The 25,865-nt window shown below is 67.3% G+C and carries 29 protein-coding genes and 2 pseudogenes; 11 read left to right on the top strand and 20 right to left on the bottom strand.

Features of this window, described 5'->3' with window-relative positions; translation table 11 throughout:
• Nucleotides 1-59: 59 nt before the first annotated feature.
• From ACESMO_RS04845 to ACESMO_RS04830, 4 genes are all read right to left on the bottom strand, one after another.
• Nucleotides 60-338, bottom strand: a complete 279-nt coding sequence (locus ACESMO_RS04845; protein ID WP_372707049.1) for a DUF167 domain-containing protein — start codon at nucleotides 336-338, stop codon at nucleotides 60-62.
• Nucleotides 339-350: 12 nt separating this feature from the next.
• On the bottom strand, nucleotides 351-1,982 hold the full coding sequence (locus ACESMO_RS04840; RefSeq protein WP_372707048.1) for a Na/Pi cotransporter family protein: 1,632 nt from the start codon (nucleotides 1,980-1,982) through the stop codon (nucleotides 351-353).
• A gap of 91 nt (nucleotides 1,983-2,073) precedes the next feature.
• Complete coding sequence (locus ACESMO_RS04835; protein ID WP_372707047.1) at nucleotides 2,074-3,003, bottom strand: electron transfer flavoprotein subunit alpha/FixB family protein; 930 nt, start codon at nucleotides 3,001-3,003, stop codon at nucleotides 2,074-2,076.
• The gene (locus tag ACESMO_RS04830; RefSeq protein WP_372707046.1) at nucleotides 3,003-3,782 is read right to left on the bottom strand and encodes an electron transfer flavoprotein subunit beta/FixA family protein; all 780 of its coding nucleotides are present in this window, start codon (nucleotides 3,780-3,782) and stop codon (nucleotides 3,003-3,005) included. The genes ACESMO_RS04835 and ACESMO_RS04830 overlap by 1 nt, the downstream gene beginning before the upstream one ends.
• 122 nt (nucleotides 3,783-3,904) lie before the next feature.
• On the opposite strand from ACESMO_RS04830, the gene ACESMO_RS04825 reads away from it, so the two are divergent.
• Nucleotides 3,905-4,246: a hypothetical protein gene (locus ACESMO_RS04825; protein ID WP_372707045.1), complete on the top strand. Its 342-nt coding sequence runs from the start codon at nucleotides 3,905-3,907 to the stop codon at nucleotides 4,244-4,246.
• A gap of 102 nt (nucleotides 4,247-4,348) precedes the next feature.
• Here the strand turns inward: ACESMO_RS04825 and ACESMO_RS04820 are convergent, their stop codons facing one another.
• From ACESMO_RS04820 to ahcY, 3 genes are all read right to left on the bottom strand, one after another.
• Nucleotides 4,349-4,921, bottom strand: coding sequence for a cob(I)yrinic acid a,c-diamide adenosyltransferase (locus ACESMO_RS04820; RefSeq protein WP_372707044.1), 573 nt, complete (start codon nucleotides 4,919-4,921; stop codon nucleotides 4,349-4,351).
• 4 nt (nucleotides 4,922-4,925) lie between these two features.
• On the bottom strand, nucleotides 4,926-5,129 hold the full coding sequence (locus tag ACESMO_RS04815; protein ID WP_372707043.1) for a twin transmembrane helix small protein: 204 nt from the start codon (nucleotides 5,127-5,129) through the stop codon (nucleotides 4,926-4,928).
• Between the two features lie 115 nt (nucleotides 5,130-5,244).
• Nucleotides 5,245-6,636: an adenosylhomocysteinase gene (gene ahcY / locus ACESMO_RS04810; protein ID WP_372707042.1), complete on the bottom strand. Its 1,392-nt coding sequence runs from the start codon at nucleotides 6,634-6,636 to the stop codon at nucleotides 5,245-5,247.
• A 162-nt stretch (nucleotides 6,637-6,798) separates the two neighbouring features.
• Here ahcY and ACESMO_RS04805 point away from each other — a divergent pair, with 162 nt between their 5' ends.
• From ACESMO_RS04805 to ACESMO_RS04795, 3 genes and pseudogenes are all read left to right on the top strand, one after another.
• The gene (locus tag ACESMO_RS04805; RefSeq protein ID WP_372707041.1) at nucleotides 6,799-8,136 is read left to right on the top strand and encodes an amidohydrolase family protein; all 1,338 of its coding nucleotides are present in this window, start codon (nucleotides 6,799-6,801) and stop codon (nucleotides 8,134-8,136) included.
• Nucleotides 8,137-8,194: 58 nt separating this feature from the next.
• A pseudogene (locus ACESMO_RS04800) lies at nucleotides 8,195-8,488 on the top strand (hypothetical protein); the annotation flags it as partial.
• 9 nt (nucleotides 8,489-8,497) lie between these two features.
• Entirely contained in the window at nucleotides 8,498-8,893 is a 396-nt protein-coding gene (locus ACESMO_RS04795) for a Tat pathway signal protein (RefSeq protein ID WP_372707040.1), read from the top strand.
• A gap of 234 nt (nucleotides 8,894-9,127) precedes the next feature.
• Here the strand turns inward: ACESMO_RS04795 and ACESMO_RS04790 are convergent, their stop codons facing one another.
• A complete protein-coding gene (locus ACESMO_RS04790) occupies nucleotides 9,128-10,102 on the bottom strand; it encodes an ABC transporter ATP-binding protein (RefSeq protein WP_372707039.1) in 975 nt (324 codons plus the stop codon).
• Between the two features lie 138 nt (nucleotides 10,103-10,240).
• On the opposite strand from ACESMO_RS04790, the gene ACESMO_RS04785 reads away from it, so the two are divergent.
• On the top strand, nucleotides 10,241-10,495 hold the full coding sequence (locus ACESMO_RS04785) for a hypothetical protein (protein WP_372707038.1): 255 nt from the start codon (nucleotides 10,241-10,243) through the stop codon (nucleotides 10,493-10,495).
• A 183-nt stretch (nucleotides 10,496-10,678) separates the two neighbouring features.
• On the top strand, nucleotides 10,679-10,915 hold the full coding sequence (locus ACESMO_RS04780) for a zinc-finger domain-containing protein (protein WP_372707037.1): 237 nt from the start codon (nucleotides 10,679-10,681) through the stop codon (nucleotides 10,913-10,915).
• A gap of 10 nt (nucleotides 10,916-10,925) precedes the next feature.
• On the opposite strand, the gene prfA is transcribed toward ACESMO_RS04780, so the two are convergent.
• On the bottom strand, nucleotides 10,926-11,993 hold the full coding sequence (gene prfA, locus ACESMO_RS04775) for a peptide chain release factor 1 (RefSeq protein ID WP_372707036.1): 1,068 nt from the start codon (nucleotides 11,991-11,993) through the stop codon (nucleotides 10,926-10,928).
• Nucleotides 11,994-12,196: 203 nt separating this feature from the next.
• On the opposite strand from prfA, the gene ACESMO_RS04770 reads away from it, so the two are divergent.
• Nucleotides 12,197-12,964, top strand: a complete 768-nt coding sequence (locus ACESMO_RS04770; RefSeq protein WP_372707035.1) for a sulfite exporter TauE/SafE family protein — start codon at nucleotides 12,197-12,199, stop codon at nucleotides 12,962-12,964.
• Here ACESMO_RS04770 and ACESMO_RS04765 read toward each other — a convergent pair whose 3' ends face one another.
• The 6 genes from ACESMO_RS04765 to ACESMO_RS04740 form a co-directional block, all read right to left on the bottom strand.
• Nucleotides 12,965-13,564 carry a glutathione S-transferase family protein gene (locus ACESMO_RS04765; RefSeq protein ID WP_372707034.1) on the bottom strand — a complete coding sequence of 200 codons (600 nt, stop codon included), beginning with the start codon at nucleotides 13,562-13,564 and terminating at the stop codon, nucleotides 12,965-12,967.
• A gap of 5 nt (nucleotides 13,565-13,569) precedes the next feature.
• The gene (locus ACESMO_RS04760) at nucleotides 13,570-13,710 is read right to left on the bottom strand and encodes a hypothetical protein (RefSeq protein WP_372707033.1); all 141 of its coding nucleotides are present in this window, start codon (nucleotides 13,708-13,710) and stop codon (nucleotides 13,570-13,572) included.
• A 64-nt stretch (nucleotides 13,711-13,774) separates the two neighbouring features.
• The gene (gene ispG, locus ACESMO_RS04755; RefSeq protein ID WP_372707032.1) at nucleotides 13,775-14,935 is read right to left on the bottom strand and encodes a flavodoxin-dependent (E)-4-hydroxy-3-methylbut-2-enyl-diphosphate synthase; all 1,161 of its coding nucleotides are present in this window, start codon (nucleotides 14,933-14,935) and stop codon (nucleotides 13,775-13,777) included.
• Nucleotides 14,936-14,990: 55 nt separating this feature from the next.
• Nucleotides 14,991-16,085 carry a helix-turn-helix domain-containing protein gene (locus ACESMO_RS04750; RefSeq protein WP_372707031.1) on the bottom strand — a complete coding sequence of 365 codons (1,095 nt, stop codon included), beginning with the start codon at nucleotides 16,083-16,085 and terminating at the stop codon, nucleotides 14,991-14,993.
• A 187-nt stretch (nucleotides 16,086-16,272) separates the two neighbouring features.
• Nucleotides 16,273-18,540, bottom strand: coding sequence for a phosphoenolpyruvate--protein phosphotransferase (gene ptsP, locus ACESMO_RS04745; protein WP_372707030.1), 2,268 nt, complete (start codon nucleotides 18,538-18,540; stop codon nucleotides 16,273-16,275).
• 50 nt (nucleotides 18,541-18,590) lie between these two features.
• Nucleotides 18,591-19,865, bottom strand: a complete 1,275-nt coding sequence (locus ACESMO_RS04740; protein ID WP_372707029.1) for an aspartate kinase — start codon at nucleotides 19,863-19,865, stop codon at nucleotides 18,591-18,593.
• Nucleotides 19,866-19,920: 55 nt separating this feature from the next.
• Here ACESMO_RS04740 and ubiG point away from each other — a divergent pair, with 55 nt between their 5' ends.
• From ubiG to ACESMO_RS04725, 3 genes are all read left to right on the top strand, one after another.
• Nucleotides 19,921-20,724 (top strand): bifunctional 2-polyprenyl-6-hydroxyphenol methylase/3-demethylubiquinol 3-O-methyltransferase UbiG, encoded by an 804-nt coding sequence (gene ubiG, locus ACESMO_RS04735; RefSeq protein WP_372707028.1) that lies wholly within the window; start codon nucleotides 19,921-19,923, stop codon nucleotides 20,722-20,724.
• A gap of 99 nt (nucleotides 20,725-20,823) precedes the next feature.
• Nucleotides 20,824-21,090 (top strand): hypothetical protein, encoded by a 267-nt coding sequence (locus ACESMO_RS04730; protein ID WP_372707027.1) that lies wholly within the window; start codon nucleotides 20,824-20,826, stop codon nucleotides 21,088-21,090.
• Nucleotides 21,087-21,650, top strand: coding sequence for a carbonic anhydrase (locus ACESMO_RS04725; RefSeq protein WP_372707026.1), 564 nt, complete (start codon nucleotides 21,087-21,089; stop codon nucleotides 21,648-21,650). The genes ACESMO_RS04730 and ACESMO_RS04725 overlap by 4 nt, the downstream gene beginning before the upstream one ends.
• Before the next feature lie 814 nt (nucleotides 21,651-22,464).
• Here the strand turns inward: ACESMO_RS04725 and ACESMO_RS04720 are convergent.
• The 4 genes from ACESMO_RS04720 to ACESMO_RS04705 are packed head-to-tail and all read right to left on the bottom strand — an operon-like array spanning nucleotide 22,465 to nucleotide 24,848.
• Nucleotides 22,465-22,896: a DUF1178 family protein gene (locus ACESMO_RS04720; protein ID WP_372707025.1), complete on the bottom strand. Its 432-nt coding sequence runs from the start codon at nucleotides 22,894-22,896 to the stop codon at nucleotides 22,465-22,467.
• On the bottom strand, nucleotides 22,893-23,729 hold the full coding sequence (locus tag ACESMO_RS04715) for a carbon-nitrogen hydrolase family protein (RefSeq protein ID WP_372707024.1): 837 nt from the start codon (nucleotides 23,727-23,729) through the stop codon (nucleotides 22,893-22,895). The genes ACESMO_RS04720 and ACESMO_RS04715 overlap by 4 nt, the downstream gene beginning before the upstream one ends.
• Complete coding sequence (grxC, locus tag ACESMO_RS04710; RefSeq protein WP_372707023.1) at nucleotides 23,729-23,986, bottom strand: glutaredoxin 3; 258 nt, start codon at nucleotides 23,984-23,986, stop codon at nucleotides 23,729-23,731. The genes ACESMO_RS04715 and grxC overlap by 1 nt, the downstream gene beginning before the upstream one ends.
• Nucleotides 23,987-24,041: 55 nt before the next feature.
• Nucleotides 24,042-24,848, bottom strand: a complete 807-nt coding sequence (locus tag ACESMO_RS04705) for a ComF family protein (RefSeq protein ID WP_372707022.1) — start codon at nucleotides 24,846-24,848, stop codon at nucleotides 24,042-24,044.
• Here ACESMO_RS04705 and ACESMO_RS04700 point away from each other — a divergent pair.
• The gene (locus ACESMO_RS04700) at nucleotides 24,847-25,731 is read left to right on the top strand and encodes a methyltransferase domain-containing protein (RefSeq protein WP_372707021.1); all 885 of its coding nucleotides are present in this window, start codon (nucleotides 24,847-24,849) and stop codon (nucleotides 25,729-25,731) included. The two genes, ACESMO_RS04705 and ACESMO_RS04700, sit on opposite strands and share 2 nt — an antisense overlap.
• A gap of 16 nt (nucleotides 25,732-25,747) precedes the next feature.
• On the opposite strand, the pseudogene ACESMO_RS04695 reads toward ACESMO_RS04700, so the two are convergent.
• Nucleotides 25,748-25,865 (bottom strand): annotated as a pseudogene (locus ACESMO_RS04695) (IS5/IS1182 family transposase); the annotation flags it as partial.

Genomic DNA, 25,865 nt, shown 5'->3' with positions numbered 1-25,865 from the left:
GGGCGCATTTCGAGGTCGATTACAAAAGGGTCCAGCGCGTTCCGTCAAAGCCGGAAACATTACAGATCGGTAAGGCGGGCTTTCAGGTCGGGGTCGGGCAGACCTTCGACCCTCACCCTCTTCGTCCGCGACTGGCCGCCGCGGTGGATGGCGACGGCGGATTGAGGGACCCCCAGCGCCCTGGCGAGGAGTTTGATCAGGGCGGCATTGGCCTCGCCCTCGACCGGCCGGGCGCGCACACGGACCTTCAGGACGGGCCGTCCCCCGGCGTCCTTGTCCCAGCCGTCGATACGGTCGGCGGACGCTCCGGGAGCCAGTCTGACGGCGAGGTGGACCATGGTGGCGGGGGCCTATTCCGCGGCCGCGTGACGTTGCGCCTTTTCATGGGCTGTGTCGGGATGCCCCTCCCATGGGCCGAGGCGCCTGTGGGTCTTGGCCGCCAGCTCGGCGCAGCGACGAAGGGCGTCGGCAAGATCCAAGGCACCATCCAGCTGATCGATGGGCAGGACGCCGCGGGCGGTCGCCTGCAACAGGTCGGTCTTGACCTTTTGATAGGCTTGCTCAGCAACCTCGATTAACCGGGTGCAGGCCAGCTCCAGTTCGGCGGCATTCGCGCCAGGCCCGTTCAGGCTATCCGCCAAGGCCTGTCGCAGTCTTGCCCAGCTCGTGGATGCCGCAGTAATGCCGGGCGGGGGCGTTCGCAGCCGCAGGCTCATACGCTCAATCTCTTCCAGGTGCTGAACGGCCCGGATCACGTCGGGCAGGGCGTTGGCCACAGCGTCGGGAAGGGGGCCGGCGCTCATCGTGCCGATGAAGTTCCGGATCTCCCGCCCCAGTGGCTGCAGCCGGCCTTCGGCCATCGCTGCCCCGGCCTCCTTCGCCCCCCGCCGATGGACGACCATGGCGAAGGCGGCCTCACGCATGCGGTCCACCTCCAGGACGAGCCCCCGCAGGGCCAAGGCTGGAACTGGCGCGAGGGTTGAATCGAGATATCTAGGCTTGGCCAGGCTCTCCTCCGCTGAAACAAAGCGGCGTTGCAGGAAGGCGATCAACCGCGATCCCATCAGGGCCATGATCAGGGCACCGAGCAGGTTGAACAGGGTATGGAACATGGCCAGGATCGCCGGCGTCTCGCCCTGCGGGTTGAATCCGGCGGTCAACCAGCCGCTCAGCCACAGAAGCGGCGACAGCAGCGCCAGCGCGCCGACCGCGGCGGTTACGTTGAAGATGACATGCGCCATCGCCACCCGCCGCGCCGCCGGCGTTGCGCTCAGGGCGGCCAGGATTGCCGTCGATGTCGACCCGATATTGGTCCCGATGACCGCCATGGCGGTCATGGCGAGGGGGATTTGACCCGTGGCGGCGGCGGTCAGGGCGATGGCGATGGCGGCGCTGGAGGACTGGGTGATCACCGTGACCACCACGCCCAGGGCCAGGGCGGCCAGGAGACTGACGAAGGTCACGTCGCCCGTAACCAGAGGACCGACGTCACGCAGGAGGTCCGCAAATCCTCCCTGCAGTACGCCGACGCCGAGGAAGAAGGCCCCGAACCCCGCCATGGCCTGGCCGGCGCCGAACAGCCGTGAGCGGCCGCGGAACGCCAGCCGGCCTAGCATGCCGAGCCCGATCAGGGGCAGGGCGAGGGCCGTTACATCGATTTTCACCCCCACCAGGGCCACCAGCCAGCCGGTCATGGTGGTGCCGACGTTGGCCCCGATGATGAGCCAGACGGCTTGGGCCAGGCTGAGCAGGCCGGCGTTGACAAAGCCCAGGGTGGCGACCGTCACGGCGCTGGACGACTGCAGCAGGGCGGTGATCAGGACCCCGGCCAGGAAGCCGCGGGGGGCGGACCGGGTCCAGGACTCCAGAACCGCCTGCAGGGCACCGCCAGCCGCCAGCTTCAGACCTTCGGTCATCAGCCACATGCCGAGCAGGAACAGGCCGATGCCGCCGAGCAGGGAGGCGATCACTACAGGAGTCATGGCTTCTCACCCAAGGCCGGCAAGCCTCTGAACGCAGGAGGAGCGTCGGTCCCGAAAACGCTGCACCCGTCCCGATCCCGAAGGGATCGGGTTAGCCTAGCGAGGTCATCAACTCGGGCACAACGGTCTTGTAATCCCCCACGATGCCGTAGTCCGCGACCTGAAAGATCGGGGCGTCGGCGTCCTTGTTGATGGCGACGATGACCTTGGAGTCCTTCATCCCGGCCAGATGCTGGATGGCACCCGAGATGCCGATGGCGATGTAGAGGGCCGGGGCGACGACCTTGCCGGTCTGGCCGACCTGGTAGTCGTTGGGGGCGTAACCGGCGTCGACGGCGGCGCGCGAGGCCCCGACGGCGGCCCCCAGCCGGTCGGCCAGCGGGTCCATGACGGCGTGGAATTCCTCGGCCGAGCCCATCGCCCTGCCGCCCGAGACGACGATCTTGGCGGCACCCAGTTCCGGGCGGTCCGACTTGACCATTTCGTCGCTGACGAAGGCCGCCTTGCCGGCGTCGGCACCCGCCACGGTCTCGACCTTGGCCGAGCCGCCTTCGCCCGCCGCGTCGAAGCTGGTCGGGCGCACGGTGATGACCTTCTTGGCATCGCCGGACTGGATCGTCTCCAGCGCATTACCGGCGTAGATCGGGCGCACGAAGGTGTCGTTGGAAACCACCTCGATGATCTCCGATATCGGGGCGACATCCAGTTTGGCGGCGATGCGCGGCATGAAATTCTTGCCGTCGGTGGTGGCGGGCGAAAGGATGGCGTCATAGCCGCCGGCCAGACCGACCACGGTCGCCTCGACCGCCTCGGCCAGCTGATGACCCAGACCGGCGCTCTCGGCCAGCAGCACCTTGCGCACCCCGGCGATCTTCGCGGCGGCGTCGGCTGCGGCTTTCGAGCCCTGGCCGATGACCAGAATATCCACATCACCCGACAGCTTCAGCGCCGCCGTCACGGTCTTGTGGGTGGAGTCGCGGACGGTGTCGCCGTCGCGGTCGGCGATAACCAGAACGGCCATTACAGCACCCCCACGATCTTGAGCTTCGCAACCAGTTCGGCGGCGTCGGCCACCTTGATGCCCGCTGAACGCTGCGGCGGGGCGGTGACCTTGACCACCTTCAGGCGCGGCACCGTATCGACGCCATAGTCGGCGACCGCCTTGACCGCGATCTCCTTCTTCTTGGCCTTCATGATGTTGGGCAGCGAGGCGTAGCGCGGGGTGTTCAGCCGCAGATCGACCGAAACCACCGCCGGCAGGGCCGCCGACAGGGTCTGGAGGCCGCCGTCGACTTCGCGAGTAACGGTCGCCCTCCTTTCGCCATTGGGGCCGCCGCCGATGACGATCTTGCCGGCGAAGGTGGCCTGCGGCCAGTCCAGCAGGGCGGCCAGCATCTGGCCCACCGCATTGTTGTCGCCGTCGATCGACTGTTTGCCCAGCAGCACCAGATCCGGCTTCTCCTCGTCGACGACGGCCTTGAGCAGCTTGGCGACCGCCAGCGGCTCGAGGTCGGCGTCGGATTGGATCAGCAGCCCCCGGTCCGCGCCCATGGCCAGGGCCGTGCGGATGGTTTCCTGGGCTTGCGTGACGCCGATAGAGACGACCACGATCTCGTCGACGGTGCCGGCGGCGTGATGTTCCTTGCCTTCCTTCATGCGCACAGCCTCTTCGACGGCGATTTCGTCGAACGGATTCATGCTCATCTTGACGTTGGCGAGATCGACGCCGGTCTGGTCCGCCTTGACGCGGGCCTTGACGTTGTAGTCGATCACCCGTTTGACGGGGACGAGAACCTTCATTGCGCTATCCACAAGATCGCCGGAATGTTGGGTCAGGCAATGGAACGGTCGCCGCGACCTGTCAACGTAACGCCGCGTCAAGGGACCTGTGGCCCCTTGTCCGAACCGGAAATGGAGTTCCCATGCTGCGCCTGCTGTCCATGAAACGCCTTAGCATCATGTTTCTCAGCCTGTTCGCCGTCGCCCTGGCGGGGATTTTCGCCTGGGAGGCCTTGGTGATCGCGCCGGGCGACCGCTGCGAGGCGGGCGGCCAATGGTGGGACCCGGACACGCGCACCTGCGCCCAGCCCCTCTCCATCGCCGAGATCACGAAACGCCCGATCGGCCAGACCCGCGCCCAGGCTTCTGACGCCAAGAACCGCGAACTGATCGCCATCGAGGACGGTCTGGCCGCCCAACAGGTCGCCCGCGACGCCGACCGCGAACGTCAGCGCGCGGTGCTTGCCGTGGAACAAGGTCGCTAGGGTCAGGACCCAGTTGTGGTCGCGCGAAAGCAATCGCTCCTCGATCTCCGCTCATCCCCGCTTTCGCGGGGATGAGCGGTATTGATCAGGAAGCCCAGACCCTCACCGGGTCGCGCCGGGGACCCATTTGACGTCGTCCAGACCGTCGGCGTTGGCGCGTCGACCGGCGACGAACAGGTGGTCCGACAGCCGGTTCAGATAGCGCAGGGCGGCCGGTGACAGATCGCGGCCCGCCTCCCTGGCCCGGATGGCGTCGCGCTCGGCCCGGCGACACACCGTGCGGGCCAGATGCAGATGCGCCGACAGGGGCGAGCCGCCCGGCAGGATAAAGCTGTCCAGTGGCTTCTGGCTCTCGTTCATCCAGTCGATCTCGGCCTCGAGACGCTCGACCTGCCCGTCCACGATCCGCAACGCCTCCCACTTCGGCGCGGGGTCCGACGGGGTGGCGAGATCGGCACCGAGATCGAACAGCTCGTTCTGGATCCGCCCCAGCATGGCGTCGATGCGGTCGTTCTGGCCTGAATACAGCCGGGCGATGCCGATGACGGCGTTCAGCTCGTCCACCGTGCCATAGGCCTCGACCCGCGGGTCGCTCTTGGACACGGTCGCGCCGGACGCCAGCCGCGTCTCTCCGCCATCGCCGGTCTTGGTATAGATGCGGTTCAGGACGACCATGGGCTCAGACTCCGTAGGTGGATTTCCACCACATGCCGGCGCACAGCAGGACGACGGCCACCGCCTGCAGGACGACGCGCAGGCGCATCAGCTTGTTCGAATGGGACCTGGCGAAATCGCCGCCCCGGAACAGGGAATAGATGCCGAACCCGAGAGTGACGGCGACCGCCAGCATGGCGGCGAAGATGAGAATGTCGAACACGGTCATGATTTCATTCTAAGGCCCGGCGGCGGGCTTCGCCAGCCACCGATCGGCGGCCCTATGACGCAAGAAGGCCGGAAGCGGGACGCCCCCGGCCCCCTCGTTGTCCTTACGACCGGCTCTAGTAGCGGTAATGGTCCGGCTTGAACGGGCCTTCGGTCGGGACCGAGATATAGTCGGCCTGTTCCTTCGAAAGGGTCGTCAGCTTCGCGCCCAGCTTGGCCAGGTGCAGCATGGCGACCTTCTCATCCAGATGCTTGGGCAGGGTGTAGACCTGGTTGTCGTAGGATTTGGCGTTGGTCCAAAGCTCGATCTGGGCCAGCACCTGGTTGGTGAAGGACGCCGACATCACGAATGACGGGTGGCCCGTGGCATTGCCCAGGTTCACCAGACGGCCCTCGGACAGCAGGATGATCTTCTTGCCGTCCGGGAATTCGATGTGGTGGACCTGTGGCTTGATCTCGTCCCATTTGAAATTCTTCAGGCCCGAGACCTGAATCTCGGAGTCGAAATGGCCGATGTTGCAGACGATGGCGTTGTTCTTCATCGCCCGCATGTGATCGACCGTCAGGACGTCCTTGTTGCCCGTGGCGGTGACGAAGATGTCGGCCTCGCTCGCCACGTCCTCGACGGTGACGACCTCATAGCCTTCCATCGCCGCCTGTAGCGCGCAGATCGGATCGACCTCGGTGACCTTTACCCGGGCGCCGCCCTGGCGCAGCGAGGCGGCCGAGCCCTTGCCCACGTCGCCATAGCCGCAGACCACAGCGACCTTGCCCGACAGCATCACGTCGGTGCCGCGGCGGATCGCGTCGACCAGCGATTCACGGCAGCCGTAGAGGTTGTCGAACTTGGACTTGGTGACGCTGTCGTTGACGTTAATGGCGGGGAACGGCAGATCGCCCTTCTTGGCCATTTCGTACAGGCGGTGGACGCCGGTGGTGGTCTCTTCCGACACGCCGCCGATGGCGTCGCGGATGGCCGAATAGAAGCCGGGTTTCTCGGCGATGTAGCGTTTCATCACCTTGTAGAGGGCTTCCTCTTCCTCGTTCTCCGGCTTGTCCAGAAGCGTGCCGTCCTGCTCGGCCTTGGGGCCGAGCACGCACAGCAGGGTGGCGTCGCCGCCGTCGTCGAGGATCAGGTTCGGATAGCCGCCGTCGGCCCATTCGAAGATCTTGTGGGCATAGTCCCAGTATTCTTCCAGCGTCTCGCCCTTGGTGGCGAACACCGGCGTGCCGGCGGCAGCGATGGCGGCCGCGGCGTGGTCCTGGGTCGAGAAGATGTTGCACGAGGCCCAGCGCACGTCGGCACCGAGCGCTTCCAGCGTCTGGATCAGCACGGCGGTCTGGATCGTCATGTGCAGGCTGCCGGCGATCCGGGCGCCCTTCAATATCTGTTGCGCACCGAACTCTTCGCGCAGCGCCATCAGGCCCGGCATCTCGGTTTCGGCGATGGCGATTTCCTTGTTGCCGAACGGGGCAAGCGAAATGTCGCGGACGATGTAGTCGGTCATAGAAGGGGGCTTTCCGGGAGAGTGTTCGGGCGGCCTATAGACCGGTCCCGGCCCGGGGGCAAGAAACACATAAGGATGTCTTTATGTGTTTGCCGTGACAGCGGCTCTGGCGGAACGACTTCGGTTGCGCTCAATATGGCGAACGGTCCGGGGAGGGTGACGATGAACAGACTGATGGCGAGCCTTGGCGGTTTGGCGCTTCTGGCTATGACAACGGCGGCGGCGAGCGCGCAGCCCGCGCCTGTGGCGCTCGAACCGGGGCCTGTCACCCTGATCCAGGCCGGACGGCTGCTGGACCGCCCCGGCCAGGCCCCTCGCGGCCCATCGACCGTGGTGGTGCGCGACGGGCTGATCGTCGAGATTCGCGACGGCTTCGTCGACGCCTCGGCCTTTCCGGGCGCGACAGTCATCGACCAGCGCGACCGCTTCGTTCTGCCGGGCCTGATCGACAGTCATGTACATCTGGTCTCCGACCTCGGTGGCCAGGCCGGCTTCCTGTCGGGAATCACCGAAAACCTGCCGACCCATGCCTATCGGGCGGCCGGGAACGCCGAGAAAACGCTGATGGCGGGCTTTACCACGGTGCGTAACCTCGGGGACCGGGGCGGCGTGACCCTGGCCCTGCGTGACGCCACCGCCACCCACCGCCTGCCGGGGCCGCGCATCATTGATGCAGGGCTCGCAATCTCGACCACCTCGGGCCACATAGACGGGCGGCTGGGCTTCAATGATGATTTCCGCGACGACATCCCGCACGACAATGTCTGCAACGGGGTCGAGAGTTGCCGCGAGGCAGTGCGCCTCCAGATCGGGCGCGGCGCCAATGTCATCAAGATCGCCATCACCGGCGGGGTCAACAGCCGCATCGGCGCCGGGCTCGGTGCCCAGATGTTTGAGGATGAGGCAAGGGCCCTGATCGAGACGGCCCACCTGTACGGCCTCAAGGTCGCGGTCCACGCCCACGGCGCGGACGGGATCAACATGGCCCTGCGTCTGGGCGCGGATTCGATCGAGCACGGCACCATCTTCGACGACGAGACCATCGGGCTGTTCCGCGAGACTGGAGCCTATTACATCCCCACCCTGTCCACGGTGAACGGCTATCTGGAGCGACTGGCCGCCGATCCAAACGCCTATTCGGCCGAGGTGCTGCCCAAGATCCGCTGGCGCATCTCGATCACCGGCGAGTCGCTGCGCCGGGCTGTGCCGGCCGGGGTCCGCATCGCCTTCGGCACGGACGCCGGCGTGTCCAAACACGGCCGCAACGCTGATGAATTCGCCCTGATGGTCCAGCACGGTATGACGCCGATGTCCGCGCTGGTGGCCGCGACGGTCAATGCGGCCGACCTTCTCGGCCTTTCGTCTGAGATCGGCACGCTGGAGCCGGGCAAGCGCGCCGACATCATCGCCGTCGACGGCGACCCGCTGGCCGATGTGACCGTGCTGACGTCGATGGATTTCGTCATGCGCGACGGCCGGGTCTATCGCGACGAGGAATAGGTGGCTTGGCGAGGCCGTGGGGTGAAGCTAAGCAGGCCCGCATGACCCACGATCTCGCCGCACTGTCGCCGTGGCGCGCCTCGTCTGTCCGGCGGCCACGGTCCGCCTGTCGGCGGGCCGCGAGACTATGAGCAGGGAGATGCAGGCGCTGTGTTTCCTCGCGGGCGCAAACTCCATCTTCGTCGGCGGACGGCTGCTGACGATCCCCAACCCCGAACAGGACCAGGACGCGGCCCTGTTCGCCTGCTGGACCTGCGGGCCATGGCGCCGAAACCGGTCGCGGCGGCGGCGTAGAATTTCTCCTCCCGACCGCTGCACGAGAGGCAGGAGAATGTTAAGCGGCCACAGCTAGTGTCCGCCCATGGATCGCCGCGCCCTTCTCGGCCTCGCCGCCGTCGCCGTCTCAACCGTCGCCACGCCAGCCGCGGCGCGCGAGGCTAAAGGCGCGCCACAACCCAGCTATCTGCGGCTGCCGATCATCGCCGCCAACGTCAATCGCCCGGGCGGTCGTCGCGGGGTCTTCACGGTCGAGACCGGCGTGGATGCGACCGACGCCGCGTTGCGAACGCGTGTCGCCCAGTCGGCCCCCCGTCTGCGCGCCGCCTATGCCGTCGTGGTCCAGCAGGCGGCCAATGCGATGCTACCGGGCGCGCCGCCCGACGTCGAACGTCTGGTCGCCCAGCTTCAGGCCGCCACCAACCGCGTCCTCGGCCGCGCCGGCGCGCGGCTGCTGATCGGCACGGTGATGGTGGCCTGACCCTCCGGCCCTCATAATCCGCAGAAATATTGCGCGATCTTTCAACCCCCTGGCTGATCAGCAGCGTCATTTGCCATCATCGCCCGGCGGCCGGTGTATAATCCATCGTCTTTGAAAATCTGACCCGACGCCGCCCGCTTCAGGACGGCGTCCATCACCGCGACGCGACCGCTGAAACCGCGCGTCCTTGCACCGATTGCACCATTTTTTTTCGTTGCACCGTGCAATGGCGGCTCAATCCCGCGTCGGACTGATCTGACTGGCGTCGCCATAGGTCAACGCCAAAAAAACGTCCTCCAGATCCGGTTCTTCGGTGACGATGTCGGCGATGGTGACGCCCGCGGCCCGTACTGCCGCCAGCACCTGTTCGACCGACGATTGGCCCTTGCGGTAGGTGACGACGAAGGCCCCGTTGGGCCGGGCCACAGCCTCGAACCCCTTAAGGACCGGCAGGCCGTTGAGCACGCCTTCGGGGGTCACGACCACGTTTCGCGTGTCCAGCCGACGCAGCAGCTGGGGCGTCGGTTCGCAGGCCACGACCTCGCCGCGGTTCATGATGGCGATGGTGTCGCAGAGCTCCTGCGCTTCCTCGAGGTAGTGGGTGGTCAGCAGGATGGTCACGCCCTCGGCGTTGAGGTGGCGAACATAGTCCCAGAGCTGCCGGCGCAGCTCGACATCCACCCCCGCCGTCGGTTCGTCGAGGATCAGGATGGGCGGATTGTGGACCAGCGCCTTGGCCACCATCAGCCGCCGCTTCATGCCGCCTGACAGGGCACGGACATAGGCGTGGGCCTTGTCCGACAAGCCCAGCGCCGCCAGCAGCTCATCCGAGCGGCGCTCGTTGGCCGGCACGCCGTAGAAGCCGGCCTGGACCTCCAGCGCCTCACGCGGGGTGAAAAAGACGTCGGCCACGATCTCCTGCGGCACCACGCCCAGCGCCGCGCGAGCGTCGCGCGGCTGTCTGTCGATGTCGCGGCCCCAGATGGCTGCGGTCCCGCCGGTCTTGTTGACCACCCCCGCCAGAATGTTGATCAGCGTCGACTTGCCCGCCCCGTTCGGTCCCAGCAGGCCGAACATCGAGCCGCGCGGAATGACCAGATCGACGCCGCGCAGGGCGACCTTGGCCGGTGTCTTGCCGGTCCCGGCATAGGTCTTTTCCAGTCCCCGCGCTTCGATGGCGTTGGCGGGCAGAACGTCGGGCGTGGTCATGGGCGGCTTTCGTCAGGGGTGTCTAGGTAGGCGCGCCAGGCGGCAACGCCAAGGCCATGGAAAGCACGCTTGACACAGCGCCTGGCGTTGTCTAGTGTCCTTGTCTTTGTGATAAGCGTCCTTGACGAAAGATTTTCCATGTCCCGCATTCGACTGATCGGCTGGAGCGCCTTCGCGGTCTGTATTCTCGGCTATGGCGCTGCGCTCGCGGCTTTCGTCCTCTACCGGCTGGATCGGCTGGAGATGAGCGAGGCGCTGTGGATCGGCGGACCCGCCGCCCTGCTCGGCGAAGTGGGTCTATGGATCGCCGCCGGTTGTCTGGGCTGGTCGATGTTCAAGGGACGCAAGGCGATCATCGACCGCGTTTTGCGCCGCAAGCCGGACGCGGTTTGACCTCTACGCCCCCCGCGCCTAGAGCCTGATCGGTTGAGGAGGAAACGCTTCGCGATTCCGCTGATGCCGTGAATCAGGCTCCGGCATGATCCTGGAGCGCAATCTGAGTCTGGACGCGATCACGTCCAAACCGATTTCGCTCTGGGGGTGCGCGCGTCGCCGCCCCGATCTGAAGGCCTGTCCATGCCCCCGCGCCACCCAGACGCCGCCGTTCCGCCACCCGAGCAGATCGTCGTCTCGAGCAAGCGCGTGGCGTGCGACGGCGGTGGCGTTCTGGGTCATCCGCTCGTCTATCTGGAGATGGGCGAGGATGATTTCGTCGAGTGCGGCTATTGCGACCGCCGCTTCGTCCTGTCGGCCCATCCCCATGCCGGGAACGAATACCTGGACCCCGCGGCGCGACCGCCCGAAGTTCATTAGAGCCTGATCCTCAGGAAAATCCGGCTTCAAGGTCCGCCAGACGCGCGGCCTGATCCTCGGCGATCAGGGCGTTCAGCACCGGATCGAGATCGCCTTCCAGCACCTGCGGCAGGCTGTGCACGGTCAGTCCGATGCGGTGATCCGTGATCCGCCCCTGCGGGAAGTTGTAGGTGCGGATGCGCTCCGACCGGTCGCCAGAGCCGACCTGCGACTTGCGCGCGTCCGAGCGGGCCAGGTCCTTGGTCTGCCGTTGCTGGTCATAAAGACGGACGCGCAGGTTCTTCATCGCCTTGTCGCGGTTGACGTGCTGGCTCTTCTCCGAGGAGGTCACCACGATGCCGGACGGAAAGTGGGTGATGCGAACGGCGGAATCGGTCTTGTTGACGTGCTGGCCGCCCGAGCCCGACGCCCTGAAGGTGTCGATGCGGATGTCCTTGTCGTGGATCTCGATCTCGACGTCCTCAACCTCGGGCAGGACGGCGACGGTGGCGGCCGAGGTGTGGATGCGGCCACCGGCCTCGGTGGTCGGCACGCGCTGGACGCGGTGGACGCCGCTCTCGAACTTCAGCCGACCGAAGACGCCCTCGCCGGTGACGGTGGCGATGATCTCCTTGAAGCCGCCGGCCTCGCCCTCGGTGGCGCTGTCGACCTCGACCCGCCAGCCGCGCGTCGAGGCGTAGCGCGAATACATGCGGAACAGCTCGCCGGCGAACAGGGCCGCCTCGTCGCCGCCCGTGCCCGCGCGCACTTCCAGCACGGCCGAGGCGTTCTCGTCGGCGTCGCGGGGGGCCAGCAGCAGGGCCACCTCCCGCTCCATCTCAGGCAGGGCGTCTTTCAGCGTCTGCAGTTCGTCCGCAGCCATCTCGGCCATTTCCGGGTCGGCCGCCATGGCCTCCAGATCGGCCATGTCGCCCCGGGTCCTGGCCAGCGCCATAACCGCATCGGCCACCGGCTTCATCTCGGCGTGCTCTTTCGACAGGCGCACGATCTCCTGCCCGTCGCTGGCCGCGCCCATCCGCGCCTCCACCTGATGGAAGCGGTCGAGCACCTGATCAAGCCGGGCCTGGGGCAGTCGCAAGAGACGGAATCCTGTGGGTCGCGATGGGGCCGCGAGCCTTACCCCGGCTCGACCCCGGCTGTCGATGCGGGGGTCGAACCTCCGTTCATGCCACGATGACGAGGACGTCAGCTCAAGCCTCTCACGCAACCTTGGCCGCCCCCTTACATTGCGGTGTAGAGAATCGCCGTTCGGCGTGGCTGCGGGGCTGAATGGATACATTCTTGCTGTTTCTTATGGTGGGGCTTCTGGCCCAGGCGGTCGACGGGTCGCTGGGCATGGCCTATGGCGTCATCTCCTCTTCCGTCCTGCTGGCCCTGGGCGTTCCACCCGCCACGGCGTCGGCCAGCGTTCACGCCGCCGAGGTCTTCACCACCGCCGCTTCGGCGAGCAGCCATGCCTGGCACAGGAATGTCGAATGGCGGCTGTTCGTGCCGCTCGCCATCGCGGGCATCATCGGAGGGGTAGTGGGTGCCTATGTCTTGTCCGGCATAGACGGCGACGTCATCAAACCCTTCATCATCGCCTATCTGGCCATCATCGGAATCTGGATCCTGTGGCGGGCCGGGCACGATACGCAGCCTCGCCGTCTTCCGTCCTGGCTGATGGGCCCGGTTGGTCTGATCGGCGGCTTCCTGGACGCCATCGGCGGCGGCGGTTGGGGCCCGACCGTGTCCTCGGCCATGGTCGGTGCCGGGCAGGAGCCGCGCCGCGCCATCGGCACGGTCAATACCGCCGAGTTCTTCCTGACCGTGGCCATCTCGGCCACCTTCGTCTGGGCCCTGGTCACCGGCCACTGGGAAGAAGCCGGGGCGCTGGAGAACCACTTCGCCGCCGTGGCTGGCCTGGTCGTCGGCGGCCTGGTCGCCGCCCCCTTCGCCGGACTGATCGTCAAAAAAATCCCGCGCAAGGTCCTGACCTATGCGGTCGGTGGTCTGCTTCTGATCCTGTCCGCGTTTCAGGGGCTGCAGCTGGTGGGCGTCCTCGCCTGATCAGGCGTCCGGACGGGTCGTCCTGAAGCTGGGTCGGGCCTCCATGGCCTCGCGCAAGGCCGCCAGACGGGGACGGCCACCCGACCAGTCGAAATCGGGGTGGCGGAAGCCGATCCACGTCACCGCCACGGCGGCCGTGATCGTACCCATGTCGACCCGCCACGGATCGTCGCAGACGGCCTCCAGCGCATCCAGGGCGCGGGCCATGTTCTCGGTCCAGCGTCCGATCCACGACGGCGAGCGCTCGCTTTCCGGTCGGCGCTTCTCCAGCACCAGTTTGACCCCCATCTCGAGCGCGGCGTTGGCCAGGGTCTCGACACGCCTGACCGCCAGGCGTTCGGCGCCGGAGGCCGGGATGAGCAGCGGGCCGGTACCGAGCGCGTCCAGATAGTCGCAGATCACCGGGCTGTCGGTGACCGGCAGGCCGTCTTCCGCGATCAGGGTCGGGACCTGGACGACAGGGTTCGACGCCAGCAGTTCGGGCGCATTGGCATAGGGGTCGACCGCGATTTCCTCGATCCGGTCGCTCAGGCCCTTCTCGCGGGCGACGATCCGGCATTTGCGGGCAAAGGGGGACGGGACGGCAATGTAGAGTTTCATGGCGATCAGCGACGCTCCAGCGAGACGCTATCGGGGGCGGAAAGGGCGTGGGCGCGGGCGTGGGTGTGGGCGCCGGCGTGGGCAGCCGGAGCGAACGCCAGCAAGAGGGCGAGCGAGAGACGGGCAAACAGCAAACGGGGGTTCATGGCGGCCTTTGGACTGGAGGGTCCGTCCTGCCTAGCCGACGGCGCGGCTTGCGCCAACGGCTGACTATTCGGCGGGTTGGAGGACCGGGGGCGAAGCGTCCAACGCACGCGCGGCGTCCAGTTCGGCGGCCTTTTGTTCGACCAGATGGACGATCTCGTCGATCATGCCGTCGTTATGCTGTTTGTGGGCCATCTTGCCATTCAGATAGACCATGCCCGAGCCCGCGCCACCGCCGGTAAAGCCTACGTCCGTGTACAGAGCTTCGCCCGGGCCGTTGACGACGCAGCCGATGATCGACAGTGACATGGGCGTGGTCACATGGGCCAGCTTCTCTTCCAGGATGCCGACCGTCTCGATGACGTTGAATCCCTGACGCGCACAGGACGGGCAGGCGATGATGTTGACGCCGCGGTGGCGCAGGCCCAGCGACTTGAGGATGTCGAATCCGACCTTGATCTCTTCCACGGGGTCGGCGGCGAGCGACACCCGGATGGTGTCTCCGATCCCGGCCCACAGCAGGTTGCCCATCCCTATCGCGGACTTGACGGTGCCCGAGCGCAGCGGACCCGCCTCGGTGACGCCGAGGTGCAGGGGGCAGTCGATGGCCTCGGCCAGCTGCTGATAGGCGGCGACGGTCAGGAAGGGATCGGACGCCTTCACCGAAATCTTGAACTCGTGGAAGTCGTGGTCCTGAAGGATGCGGGCGTGGTTCAGCGCGCTCTCGACCATGGCCTCGGGGCAGGGCTCGCCGTATTTCTCGAGCAGTTCGCGCTCCAGCGAGCCGGCGTTGACGCCGATGCGCATCGCGCAGCCGTGGTCCTTGGCGGCTTGGATGACCTCGCGGACGCGGTCGGCAGAGCCGATGTTGCCCGGGTTGATCCTCAGGCAGGCGGCGCCCGCCTGGGCGGCCTCGATGCCTCGCTTGTAGTGAAAATGGATGTCGGCGACGAGCGGGACCTTCACCTCGCGGGCGATGGTGCGGAAGGCGGCGGTCGAGTCCTCATCAGGGCAGGAGACGCGGACGATGTCGGCCCCGGCCTCTTCCAGCTGGCGGATCTGCTCGATCGTGGCCGCCGCGTCCGAGGTCGGCGTATTGGTCATCGACTGGACGGTGATCGGCGCATCGCCGCCCACGGGCACGGAGCCGACCATGATCTGGCGGCTCTTGCGGCGCTCTATATAGCGCCAGGGGCGGATGCGCCCGAGTTCTGATGAGTGGTCCATGCGGGTCTCAACATAGGGGATCGGACGCGACAAGGCCACAACGCCGTGGTCGCGGTCAGTTCGCCGCGATCCCGACGACGGCCCCATCCATGGTCGCGGATGCGCCGACTGCGGCCTGGGCGGCGGCGGCGCGGGCTGCCGTAGTCCGGGCGGCGACTTCTGCGGCGGCTTGACGGGCCAATCCCTGTGCGCGGGTGTTCAGCTGGTCCAGCGGCGTCAGCGTGGCCTGAAGCGCGCCGCCGTGCTCGCCGTTCAGATAGACGTCGAAGGCGGCAGGCTCGGACACATCCACAACGGCCGAGACGCCGACCGGCGCGCGCCAGGAGTCGCCGACGGCCAGCTGGCGCGCGAACAGGACGCGGCCGTCGGCCATGCGAACGACGAGACCGGCCGCCTCGCGGGCCTGGATCACCACCTGCGAGGCATTGGCCGAGGCGCCGTAGATGGCGCCGCGCGGGTTGAAGGCCTTCTGCACCGGCGTCGCGGCCGAGGCCGCCGCGGCCATGGCCTCGGGCGACGTCGGATCGATGCCGGTCAGCTCCGTCTCGAGGCCCGGGGTGATGTAGAGGGCGGGAATCGTCTGGTCCGGCGGGGCGGGTCGGGGCGCGGTCAGCCGCATGAAGGCTTCCTGTCCGGGCACGGCGCCCAAGGTCCAGCTTTCGGGCACGGCGGCGATGTCGGACGGTTGCGCCGCGCGCATCAGGCTGACGCGTTGGAACACGTTCCAGCCGACGACGGCCAGCACCAGCGCCACCCCGGCGGCGATCAGGCGAGGCGAATAGCGGCGGGCGTCCTCGAAAGCGACGCCGACCGGCGCCTGCAACGGCACGCAAGGGTCGGGGCTTTCGCGCTTGAACCGCTCGACGGCGAGCTGTTCGTCCAGCCCCAGCGCGGCGGCATAGACGCGGACGTAACCGATCGAGAAGACCCGGTTCGGCAATACGGAAAAGTCGTTCTGTTCCAGCGCCAGCAGATAGCGCGTGGGCACGCGAGTCACGGCAGAAAGCTCTGCCATTGAGCGGCCGCACTGTTCACGGGCGACCCGCAGGCCGTCGCCGAGAGTCGCGGCGTCGGTGACGGAAGGAACGACGTCCTTCCAGTCGGGATGTGCACGGAACTCTTCGGGGACGCTCCCCGTATCCAGCGCCATGACGCCTGACCCCACACTCGGCCCCGAGAAACTCTCGCGCGCCGTACTCGAACACGCGGGCTGTACCATATCGGGAAGACAGCTCGGGACTGCCCCGTAGAAGGCCCGACTCCAGCTTGTGGATAACTCATTAGGCTCGAGCGATCAACGATTTATTAAGCGTGATCGCCGTTTCCGGCCGCGTCTTCTAAACGATGACGTTCAATTTTCGGGCCAGAGATTCCAACTCGCCGCGCACGGAGCCTGCCGAGGATCCCAGCAGACTGGTCATGCCGCGCCGCGCCGCTGGCAGGTCGGCGGACAGAATCATCCGCTTGACCGGCCCCACCCCGCCCGCCGGAGCGGACAGGCGCGTATAGCCCAGCGTCAGCAGGGCGAAGGCCTCCAGCGGACGGCCCGCCAGCTCGCCGCAGACCGAGACCGGCGTGCCGGTGTCGGCGCATCTTTTCTGAATCTCGGCCAACGCTCGCAGCGCCGGCGGCGACAGCGGGTCGTAGCGCTCCGAAACCAGCGGATTGGTCCGGTCGGCGGCGAACATATACTGGAGCAGATCGTTGGTTCCGACCGAGACGAAGTCGGTCAGCGGCAGCAGGGCGTCCAGGTGCCACAGCAGGCTGGGGCATTCGATCATCGCCCCGACCCGCAGCAGGGCAGGCAGGGCGCGGCCCCGGCGCTTCGCCCAGGCGCATTCGACATCGACCAGTTCGCGGGCCGCGCGGAATTCGTCCACCGTTGCGATCATGGGGAACATGACGCGCAGTTCGCGGCCGGCGGCGGCGGTCAGCAGGGCGCGGAGCTGGAGCCGCAGCAGGCCGGGCCGATCGAGTCCCAGGCGAATGGCGCGGCGGCCCAGGGCCGGGTTCTCTTCCCGTTCAGTCTCCAGATAGGGCAGCACCTTGTCGCCGCCGACGTCGAGCGTGCGGAAGGTGACGGGTCGGTCTCCGGCGGTGTCCAGCACCAGCTTATACAGGGCGGTCTGGCTGTTCAGCCGGGGCAGTTCCTCGGAGACCATGAACTGGAATTCGGTGCGGAACAGGCCGATGCCTTCGGCCCCCGTGGCGTCGAGGTTCTCAAGGTCGACGGCGAGACCGGCGTTGGTCAGCAGGGTGATGCGAGTCCCGTCCAGGGTCACGGCGGGGACGTCGCGCAGCTTGGTGAACTCGGCTTGACGGGCGCTGCGAACAAGCATGCGCGACTGGACGGCGGCCAGCATGTCGGGGCGGGGCCGCAGATAGGTCTCGCCGGTTTCGCCGTCGACAATTACCAGATCGCCCTCGGAAAGGCGGTCGCGCAGCCCCATCAGGCGGCCGACGCACGGAATCTGCAGCGCGCGCGCGACGATGGCGGCGTGGCTGGCCGCCGAACCCTCTTCCAGCAGCAGACCCCTAAGCTTGTGCCGGGGGTACTCAAGCAGGTCGGCCGGGCCCAGGTTGCGCGCCACCAGGATGGCGTCGTCCGGCAGGTCCCGCTCGCCCGGCTTGTCGCCGGCCAGAACGCGCAGCAGCCGATTGGCCAGATCCTCAAAATCGTGCAGCCGCTCCTTGATGTAGGGGTCTCTCGCCTGGGCGAAGCGGGCCCGGTGCTCGTTGCGGACCCGATCCACCGCCGCCTCGGCGGTCAGGCCGGTGCGCACCGCCTCTTCCAGCGACCGGTTCCAGCCCCGGTCGTCGGCGAACATCCGGTAGGTCTCCAGCACCTCGAACGAGACGCCCGCCAGCTTGCCCTGCCCGCCTTCCAGTATGTTGTCGATGTTGGCCTTGAGGGCCACCAGCGCCTCGCGCAGCCGGATTTCCTCGACCTGCTGGTTCTCTGCCAGCAAGTTCTCGGGCGGGACCGGGGCCTCGTGCAGGATGACATGACCATAGGCCAAGCCCTCGGCGAAGCGCTGTCCCTTCAGCCGTTCGGGCCGGTGCGGCGCCACCTCGATGTCGCGCAGTTCGTCCTGGGCCAGCAATTCGCCCGAGGCCACGGTCTCGGCCAGCACCATGGCGATGGTCTGGATGTTCTCGACCTCTTCGTCGTCATAGCGACGCTCGGAGCGGTTCTGGACGACCAGGACTCCGATCGCCCGGCCGCCGCGCAGCAGGGGCGCGCCGAGGAAGGCGTGGTAGGGGTCTTCGCCCGTTTCCGGACGGTAGGCGAAGCTGGGGTGGGACGGCGCGTCCGACAGGCTGATCGGGGCCGCGCTGCGAGCCACCTCGCCGACCAGACCCTCGCCGGGACGCAGCCGGGTGGTGTGGACGGCCGCAGGGTTCAGGCCTTGGGTGGCGAACAGCTCCAGCTCGCCCGAAGCGCGGCGCAGGTAGATGGAGCAGACTTCGGCGACCATCGATTGGGCGATGGTGCGCACGACAATGTCCAGTCGCTCCTGCGCCGGAGCCGCTCCGGCCATGGCCTCGCGGATCTGGCGAAGGAGGTTGCGCGGCCCCCTCGTCGTCAATCCGCCCACCGGCATGGCCCCTCCAATGTTCCGACGCCGCAGATGGGCGTCGTCAGCGCCCAATCCTAGACCGCTTCCAGTCCATATGCCGAATGAAGCGCACGAACGGCCAGTTCGGCATACGCAGCATCTATCAAGACGCTGATCTTGATCTCTGACGTGGATATGGCCTGGAATTTGACGCCCTTGTCGGCCAAGGCCCGGAACATGGTCTGGGCCACACCCGCGTGGCTGCGCATGCCGACGCCCACGACCGAGACCTTGGCCACGTCTTCGTCGACGCGCAGCTCCTCGAATCCGAGGTCGGCCTGGGCGGCGCGCATCAGCTCGGCTGCGCGGGCGGCGTCTCTACGGCCGGTGGTGAAGGTCAGGTTGACCGCCCCCTCGCTGCGCGACTGTGACTGGACGATCATGTCGACGTTGACGTTGGCCTCGGCCAGCCGGGTGAAGACGTCGGCGGGGGCCTCAACCCGGTCGGACAGGCCCAGCAGGGTGATGCGGGCTTCGTCGCGGCTCATGGTGACGCCGGACACGATGCGTTTTTCCACGATTTGTTCCTCGTCACAGATCAGGGTGCCGGCATTGGCGGGCAGCGCCCCGTTTTCGTCGGGTTCGATGAAGCTGGATAGCACACGCAGCGGCACCTGTTTGGCCATGGCCAGTTCAACCGAGCGGGTCTGCAGCACCTTGGCCCCCAGCGAGGCCATCTCCAGCATTTCCTCGTAGGAAATCTTCTCAAGGCGGCGGGCGCGGCTCTCGATGCGGGGGTCGGTGGTGTAGACGCCGTCCACGTCCGTATAGATGTCGCACGGACAGTTCAGGGCCGCGGCCACGGCGACGGCCGAGGTGTCCGATCCGCCCCGGCCAAGGGTGGTGATACGGCCCGCGCGGCTGACGCCCTGAAAACCGGGAACGACGGCGATTTCGCCCAGATCCATGGCGGCACCCAGAATCTCGCCCGGCACCTCGTCGATGCGGGCCCGACCATGCGCGTCGTCAGTCACGATCGGGATCTGCCAGCCCATCCAGGTCCGGGCGTTCAGCCCCATGTTGCGCAGGGTCAGGGCCAGCAACCCGGCGGTGACCTGTTCGCCCGAGGCGACGACCACATCGTATTCGTCGTCGGACAGTTCGACGCCCGCCCCGGGGCGGCCAGCGCCGTCGGTCCAGGCGACCAGCTCATTGGTCTTTCCGGCCATGGCGGAGACGACCACGGCGACCTGTTTGCCACTGGCGACCTCGGCGGCGACGATGCGGGCGGCGCGGCGTATGCGTTCGAGGTCGCCCATCGAGGTGCCGCCGAACTTCATCACCAGCCGCGTGGTTGGAGGCCGCGTCATCGTGGCTTGCCGCTCCGTCTTGCAAGGAGAACCGTCCGGGTTCATCCCTCGGCCCATGGTCGCTTCTAACGACACCCTATCGACGCGCAAACCCCCCGCCGCAGGGGAAACGGACGAGCGCGCCGCCGGGCCATCGATCGATCCCGCCGACGTGGCGCGCTTTTCGGCCCAGGCCGCCGAATGGTGGGACGCGCGCGGCCCCTTCGCCCCCCTGCACAAGTTCAACCCCGCCCGCCTGACCTTCGTCCGCGACCGGGCGGCGAAGCGGTTCGGCAGGAATGCGCGGACCCGCGCGCCTTTCGTGGGCCTGACCCTGCTCGACGTCGGTTGCGGCGGCGGGCTGATCGCCGAGCCGATGCGGCGGATGGGCTTCGACGTCACCGCCGTCGACGCCTCCAGCGAAAACATCGGCACCGCCCGCGCCCATGCGGGGCAGCAGGGCCTCGACATCGCCTATCGCGCCGCCACGGTCGAACAGCTGGAGGCCGAGGGCGCCGGGCCATTCAACGTGGTGCTGACCATGGAAGTCATCGAACACGTGGCCGACCCGGAAGCCTTCGTCCGGTCCTGTTCGCGGCTGGTGAAGCCGGGCGGCATGATGATCGTGGCCACCCTGAACCGAACCCTGAAGTCGCTGGCGCTGGGCAAGTTCGCGGCGGAATATGTGCTGCGCTGGGTCCCGGCGGGCACGCACGACTGGCGCCAGTTCCTCAAGCCTGACGAGATCCGGGCGATGCTGTCGCAAGAGCCCGTGGCCGTTAGCGGTCCCTATGGCCTGACCTATGATCCGTTCACGGACCGTTGGAGCGAGAGCGACGACGCTGGCGTCAACTACATGATGGTCGCCACCCGGGATTGAGGCTGGCTTGCGGCGAACCTGTCCTTCCGGCCGCAGAGAGCATCGCGCGACTTCGGCCCAGATCGAGGTTTTCTCCTTCGGCGCTAAGAGACAGCAAAGTTGCCTGACGAGGGCGTGCGCGAGAGCCTGCTGCTATCCGCAGGTTACGTGACCCTCGGCGTCGGCTTCGGTGGCTGGGTCTGGTACAGCCTCGGCTCACAGGCTGGGCTTCAGTATCTCACCGGCTTCGTGTTCGAGAAGTCTCTGGCCATGGACAAAGTCTTCGTCATCGCCATGATCTTGGGTTATTTCGCCCTTCTCGGTGCCAGCATCGGCTGGTCGATGTACAAGACCCGAGCGGCTGCTCCAGCGGATGGTGCGCCATGAGGTTGGCTCCAGATGATCCATTGATCTCGGGCTACCGCCGCTTTCGGCAAGATGTGTGGCCCGCCCGGGCGGAAAGCTACGCGCGGCTCGCCAAGCGGGGACAGAAGCCCTCTACGGCCGTCGTGGCCTGCTCCGACGCCCGGCTTGATCCGCAGGCGATCTTCGATGCCGAGCCGGGCGAGTTGTTCGTGATCCGCACCGTCGCGGGGCTGGAGTTCGCCGTCAGGATTCTGAGGGTCAGAACCCTCGTCCTGCTGGGGCACGCGGACTGTGACGGGATTCACGCCATGCTTCGCGGGCCGCTGCGCCACGCTCCGGATTTCCTGATGCCGTGGATGGACATCGCCGAACCCGTGATGTGGCCCATGCCCGAGGCTGAACCGGGGGAATGCTTTGAAGCGAAGGTCGAGGACGCCGTCATCGGCCTGTCCCTGGCCAACCTCCGGGGTTTCCCATGGATCGCTTCGGCTGAGAAATCCGGGGCTCTGAGACTTCGGGCTTTCAAGCTTCATCTCGGCCAAGGCGTTTTGAGCGAGTGTGACACAGGCCGGGAGGCTTAGCGGATCTCCAGCACACGGGTTGCCCGCAGGCTCGTCGAAAGGCACGGCGCCCTTGGCACTCGACGGATGATGCGATTGGAAGCCCTCATGACGCTCATTATGACATCTCATTGGAGTCCGGCCGGAATCGCCGTCATTGTCCCATGGCGGTTCGGGTCCCTCTGACGATCGATGGCGAACGTGATGTCGGATCGCAGCGGGCGCGCCCGTCAGAGATGGTCTTCAATCCGGCCTTTCTGATCGGCTCCAGCGTCCCGCGAACCTGGACCGACACCATGCCTCGACGAACGCAAAGGCTCAGCCGATACAACACCATACTGGCGTTGCGGCTTTACGAGGCCGCGCACTGGGCGGGCGGACTCTGCCTGGCGGCAGTGCGAACCCTCCGCCGCGTCGGATCTCGCCGACGCCGATCTCGCGCGCCGCGGACGACGCCAACCGACCGAGATCGGCAAGGGTCTCTATCCACCGACATTAACGCGCCCGATGCGCGCTTGGCCCCGCGACAGCGGGGTGCGCGGCGACGTGATGACCGGGCGTTATGAGCGGAATCGTACCTTCTCATTGGCGTCACAGGGCGGTCGGGAGCATGGTCATCGGGTGGCCCAGGCCCCTCTGACAATTATGGTGATCGCGATGTCGGACTTGGGCATCGGGCGCGCCCGATGCCCAAGTCCGAACGCAACCCGGACGCGCCAAGGTGCCGCGCCCCCGGGCAGAAGCGGCTTCGGCCAGAAACCGTCGTCGGTGCCTTCTCCGTCACCGCATGGGCGGCGCGAACTCGGCGTAGCGGTCGTCCGACCCTTCCGACACGTCAGTTCAGCTTGGCCGGGTTGGCCGGGACCGGCGGCAGGGGCGCGCAGGGGACGCCGTCGTCCTTGAGCTTCCGCACCTCGGCGGGCGTAGCCTCGCCGTAGATTTCGCGCTTCTCGGAGCGGCCTTCGTGGATGTCGCGTGCCTCGCGGGCGAAGGTGTCGCCGACATAGTCGAAATTCCGCTCGACATGGCTGCGGACCTCGCGGGCGGCCTGCATCATCATGGTCTGGAGTTTGGCGGTATCTGGAGCCGACGTCGACCGCCTGGTGCCCGCTACCGCCGGAGCCATGATCTGCTTTTTAATGCCGGTCGAGCCGCACAGCGGACATTCGACCAGACCGCGCGCGACTTGATCGTCATAAGCGGCCGAGGTCCCGAACCAGGCCTCGAAACCGTGATCATGGTCGCAGCGAAGGGCGTAGCGGATCATGCCGGCCCCGCGAATTCCCGGTCGTGCGTCAGTTGCGGCACGGCGCGGCGGGCGCGATCGACGGCGTCGAAATCCAGTGTCGCGAACAGCACGCCGGGCTGGTCGTGGTCCAGCCTGGCGACGATCTCGCCCCATGGGCCGACCACGGTGGACCGGCCCCAGGTGCGGCGGCCGTCCTCGTGCGCGCCGCCTTGCGCGGGCGCGAGGACATAGCAGCCCGTCTCGATGGCCCGGGCCCGCAACAGCGTCTCCCAGTGCGCCTCGCCCGTCGGGACGGTGAAGGCGGCCGGGACCGCGATCATGGAGGCCCCCGCCTTGGCGAGGGCACGGAACAGTTGGGGAAAGCGGATGTCATAGCAGACCGTCAGGCCCAGCTTTCCCCACGGCGTGTCCGCGACGATGGCGCCGTCGCCGGGCCGGATGGCCACGCTCTCGCGCCAGCGCTCACCCGTCGGCAGGTCGACGTCATAGACGTGCAGCTTGTCATAGGTGGCGACGACCCGGCCCCGGTCGTCGATCAGCAGGGACCGGTTGGCGGCGCGGTCGTCGCCGTCGTGGCCGGACCTGACGATGGCCGAGCCGATCAGGATCCAGACGCCCAACTCAGCCGCGAGATCGCGCAGGGCCCGCACCACTGCGTCGCTTTCGTCGGTCTGCAGCGCGACTTCACGCGCTGCCCGGTCCTGGATGAGAAAGTTGGTCCCTTCCGGCGTCAGGATCAGTTTCGCGCCCCCCGCGGCCGCCTCGCGGATCAGCGGCTCGACATGGCTCAGGGCGGCCGTCGGCGTGGCGGGCGTCCGCGTCTGGATCAGGGCGATGCAAAGCGTCGTCATCAGGCCTCGAGCAATGGGTCCAGATCGCCCTTGCGGTCAAGCGCGTGCAACTCGTCGGAACCGCCGATGTGCTTTCCGCCGATGAATATCTGCGGGAAGGTCATCCGCCCACCGGACTTCTGGATCATCTCCTGCTTCCTGGCGGGGTCGCTCGAGGCGACGATCTCGGTGAAGTCCACGCCCTTTTGCTCCAGCAGAGCCTTGGCGGCGTGGCAGTAGCCGCAGCCCGGCTTGGTGTAGATGACGACGTCGGCCAACAGGTCTCTCCAAAAACACGGGCTCCAGCCGTACAAGGCGCGGCAGGCCAAAGCCTCATGTAGGCATTTGCCGCGCCGTTCGCACCCGGGCGACGACCGCCAGGTCCACGGCGCGGGCGCCGGCCTCGAGCAGCGCGCGGGCGCAGGCCTCGGCTGTGGCGCCCGTGGTCAACACATCGTCGACCAGAAGGACGCGCCGCCCCTTCACCCGCCGTCGACCTTCGGGACTCATGGCGAAGACCTTCTTCACGTTCAGGCGTCGGCCCCGCGCCGACTTGCCGCCCTGGCTGGGGGTGTGGGTCTGGCGTACCAGGGCGTCGGCCAGATAGTCCAACCCCGACGCGCGGGCGAGCGGACGGGCGATCTCGGCCGCCTGGTTGAAGCGCCTCGACAGCAGGCGCAGCCGGTGCAGCGGCACCGGGACCACCGCGTCAGCCTCGTCCAGCAGCGGTGCCGCCGCGCGACTGATCCAGCGCGCGAACAAGGGGGCGTAGGGTTGGTGGTCGCCGTGCTTGAAGCTGAGGATCAGGCCCCGTGACGCCTCGTCATAGACGCAGGCCGCCCGGGCGCGGGCGAAGGCGTACGGGGCCGCCAGACAGGCCGCGCAACGGGGCGACGCGAAGACGCCCCCGTCCATCTCGAAGCCCGCGCCGCAACCATCACAGACCGGGTCCTCCAGAAAAACGACGCGGCTCCAGGCGTCAGGCGTCAGTCCCGCCGAGGCCGTGGCTTCCGGGCTGTCGTGGGCCAGCGGTGGCAGCAACAAATCGACGACGCCACGGCCCAGCGCGCGCAAGCCATGGCCCATCCGCGAGCGCCCCGCTTCCAATCGGTCGCGCCAACCCCCATCCTGAACGTTCATGAGCCCCTCCTCCGGTCCCCCCCTCATCTTCGACAGCCAGCGCCGCGCCGCAAGGTTAATGCGCAGCGAAAAGACCTTTTCGCGTGCCGATTTCCTGCACGTCCGCGCCGCCGACAACGCGGTCCGGAGCCTGGAAGTGCTGCTGCGCGACTTTCACGAGGTCGCCGACCTGTCGGCCCACCCGGGCGTCTTTGCCGGACTGGCGGACCGCAGCGACGCGGCGGGCCGGGTCGGTTCGGCCAAGGTCGTCGCCGACCACGCGTCGCGGGCAGACCCGGGGAGCCTGTCGCTGGCGCTGGCCGACGGATCGCAGGATCTGATCGTCTCGCTGATGAGCCTGCACTGGGCCAACGACCTGCCCGGGGCGCTGGCCCAGATCCGGCGCGCGTTGAAGCCGGACGGCCTGTTCGTGGGCACGCTACTCGGCGCGGGCACGCTTAAGGAGCTGCGCGCCGTCCTGACCGAGGCCGAGCTTGAGGTCCGCGGCGGAGCTCAGGCGCGGGTCTCGCCCTTCGCCGACGGCTTCGACGGCGCGGCCCTGTTGCAGCGGGCTGGGTTCGCCCTGCCGGTATCGGACGTGGACCGGCTGACGGTGCGCTATCGTCATTTCTTTGGCTTGATCAGCGACCTGCGCGCCATGGGCGAGACCAATGCGCTGGCCGGGCCGATCCGGCCGTTGACGCGCGGCATCCTGGCCCGCGCGGCCGAGCTCTATACGGAACGATGGGCCGAGCCTGACGGCCGCCTGCCCGCCACCTTCGAGATCGTCCATCTGGCGGGCTGGGCACCGCACGAGAGCCAGCAGAAGGCGCTAGCGCGGGGCTCGGCGAAGATGCGACTGGCGGATGCCCTGGGTGTCCGGGAGCAGACGGGCGAAGACTAGGCTCAGGACTCATTGATCATAGCCAGAAGATCACCGTGGCGGCGATAGTGATGGCAGACATGAAGGTGTGTGCGCATCGGTCGTAGCGGGTATGGATGCGTCGCCAGTCCTTGAGCCTGCCGAACATGTTCTCG

The sequence above is a fragment of the Brevundimonas sp. genome (assembly GCF_041688735.1).
In the GTDB taxonomy this organism is placed as follows: domain Bacteria; phylum Pseudomonadota; class Alphaproteobacteria; order Caulobacterales; family Caulobacteraceae; genus Brevundimonas.
Note: the sequence above shows the minus strand (reverse complement) of the source record. Positions and strands in the feature narration are given on the sequence as shown.